This window comes from Acidovorax sp. KPB24-07, assembly GCF_057543315.1.
This window is the reverse complement of the sequence record NZ_BAAJYS010000453.1, coordinates 1-2,478: the sequence shown is the minus strand read 5'-3', so window position 1 is coordinate 2,478 and position 2,478 is coordinate 1. Positions and strand designations below refer to the sequence as shown.

4 protein-coding genes are annotated in these 2,478 nt (G+C 55.2%); all 4 read right to left on the bottom strand.

Going from position 1 to position 2,478, the window contains the following annotated elements:
- Window positions 1-558, bottom strand: a 558-nt coding sequence (locus AC27IQ_RS22465; RefSeq protein WP_487090856.1) for a hypothetical protein, incomplete at its 3' end; no start/stop codon positions are given.
- A gap of 185 nt (window positions 559-743) precedes the next feature.
- Window positions 744-1,031 carry a hypothetical protein gene (locus AC27IQ_RS22460; RefSeq protein WP_487090855.1) on the bottom strand — a complete coding sequence of 96 codons (288 nt, stop codon included), beginning with the start codon at window positions 1,029-1,031 and terminating at the stop codon, window positions 744-746.
- Between the two features lie 307 nt (window positions 1,032-1,338).
- Window positions 1,339-1,647 (bottom strand): hypothetical protein, encoded by a 309-nt coding sequence (locus AC27IQ_RS22455; RefSeq protein WP_284394178.1) that lies wholly within the window; start codon window positions 1,645-1,647, stop codon window positions 1,339-1,341.
- A gap of 2 nt (window positions 1,648-1,649) precedes the next feature.
- Window positions 1,650-2,478: RHS repeat-associated core domain-containing protein (locus tag AC27IQ_RS22450; protein ID WP_487090854.1), on the bottom strand; the 829-nt coding region annotated here is incomplete at its 5' end.

The following is a 2,478-nucleotide window of genomic DNA, read 5'->3' as shown; positions in this document are numbered from 1 at the left end:
GCTGCCGCTGACGGCGACGTAATTGCGCTTGAGCGTGGCCGTGCCCGCCGCTGTGACGCTGCCATAGAACGCCTGCACGCGGTTGCCGTTGGCGTCCCACGCGTAGCCGCTGGTGTTGGCGCCCAGGGTGTCGCTCAGCGCGCTGCCCGTGGGTAGCGTGAGGCCGGCCGGCGCGCTGTGGGCGCTGGCGGTGAGCCGGCCCGTGGCGTCGTAGGTGTTGGCGCTGGTGATCACGGCCTGCTGCGCCCCCGTGGCGCCGCGCAGGGCGTGACGCTGCTGCACCTGGGCCAGGCGCCCGGCGCTGTCCCAGGTCAGTTGCGGCAGCAGCCGGCTGGCGGACAACTGGCCCGCCAGGGTGTAGCTGCGCTGCTCGGTCAGGCCGGGCGCGGGTCCGGCCGAACTCTCCCGCGTGACGTTGCCCCGGACGTCGTTGGCATACGTGGTGGCCACGCCGGCGAAGTCCTGGGCACCCTGCACGGCGCCCATGACTTCGTAGGACAGCGAGGCCACATTGCCCAGGGCCTGCAATGCGATGAAGACGGCCCAGACGACCCTCATGAACCTCCTCCCGTTTGATGTGAGGCCTGACATCAGGTCAAACAGGCCTTACGCCCTAGTAAATCATGGTCATGACGCTATTAAATATATAGCAATCAAGACGTACAACGGCCAGGGTTGGATGTCAGGGTGTTGCATCGGCTCGCATGAGATCTCCCACGCAAGGCTTGAGAAATAAGCAGCAGTTACTTATTTTCAAAATCCTTAATCAGTCCCTCAAAACCAATGAGCGACTCTTCAATAGAAACCTTGCCTGCTTCGGTCAAATCATTGCCACCATTAATTGCCGCTGCGTTTATCTGCTCCATGGATAAAATGACGGGAAAAACCGCATTTCGCCACAATTCATTTTCAAAAACACCCCCAACCCCCTCAATCCGATGAATAAGCGAGTTTAAATCAAGTGTTCCATCACGATATTCATTGATGGCTTGCCGCAGCACGAAGGCTTGACGCGAGAAAAAATCGCTCATACAACCTGATTATTCAGGGATAAATTTAATTACCTGCCCATTTCCACCAGCGACAATAACCACGCCGTTGCCCGCCATATGCACTGTCGTTCTATGCCATGCCGATGATGCCATTAAAAATAGCAAAAAACGTTGCAACGAAATTTTCGGCGGCGGGCAGGACATGGATTCAAGGGGTTGCATTGGCTCATCATGGCGACTTACTCCGACTAAAGAAGTTGGAACCAATGCAACCACTTAGTTCATGAATCAATACAGAGTCGGAAATACAGTTCTGTATGCCCTGCTCAGCAGCAACAGTATTCCATTACCTAAGTCTAGACCCATCGGGATTGATGGCCTCCTCATCCTTTCTAGTTGGATAATAAATCATCTTTTGATTAAGTTCGTAGAATATCAATCCATGAATGCCTTGCACCTCTAATTTTTTAACCCGGCGTTGCCAAATATTATTAAATACTTCATCAAGCACCTTCGCATCACCAGTCGCGTATATCTCATCGATGAAAGCAATATCGACGCCACCAGGAAATAACAACAAAAATTCCTCATCGGTTGCTGAAAAAATGTCATATACGCAATTTTGCGCACCGTCAATAATTTGAATATTTTTCATAATCAGCGACTTGGTTTCACGTTTCTATAATCGCCACCTGGAGTCTGTACATCCCAATGGGGACCGCTGTGAGACCTACCTCCTGACCCAGTAGGACACCACACATCCCCTTTAGCATCTTCCCAGCCGTGGCTAGAACCGCCTTTGCCTGGATTTGGATTGGGCACCCAGTTATCGCCCCCTTTAGGACTTCTAAATCCATCTGCCTCTGTCGGTTTGCCCGGCGCCTTGGGCCCATTTGGGTCATATGCATTCTTAGGCGGTTTCGCAAACATGCGATCCAACCCATAACCCAATGCGCCAAGAGCAGTTCCAACCGCGATGTCAGTACCCGTGATGATCGCCGGAATAAATGGGATGACGACTGCAAACTCGCCGGTCGGATCGGCATAGCTAAGTGGATTTCCTCCCACATACAAGAACCGATTCCATCCCCCCTCCAGCCCAATCGGATCGGCCTGGATGTACCGCCCTCCCTCCCGGTCGTAATACCGGTTCAGGTTGTACGCCAGTCCCGTCTCTTCATCCCACACCTGCCCCGGATACCGCAGATCGAACTTCACCGCTTCGCTATAGCTGGTGGCACCTTGCCCACTCTGCGCATAGCCCGTCGCCCCGGTCGTCGGGTTGGCCTCTCCGAACCCCGTGATCAGCCATTGCCACACCACCTGGCCCTGCGTGTTGGTCAGGCGCCGTGGCGTGTTCAGGTGGTCCGCATCGATGGCATACAGCCTGCCGTTGATCTGCGCCGCCACCGGCATCGGCCCGCTGGCCGTGGGCAGGTAGATGACCTCCGTGCTATCCATCTCGCCCGCCGGCGCGGCGCTGTTG

Bases quoted from the DNA above. Each gene is read 5' to 3' on its own strand.
- AC27IQ_RS22460 (WP_487090855.1), bottom strand. From the start codon at position 1,031: ATGAGCGATTTTTTCTCGCGTCAAGCCTTCGTGCTGCGGCAAGCCATC.
- AC27IQ_RS22455 (WP_284394178.1), bottom strand. From the start codon at position 1,647: ATGAAAAATATTCAAATTATTGACGGTGCGCAAAATTGCGTATATGAC.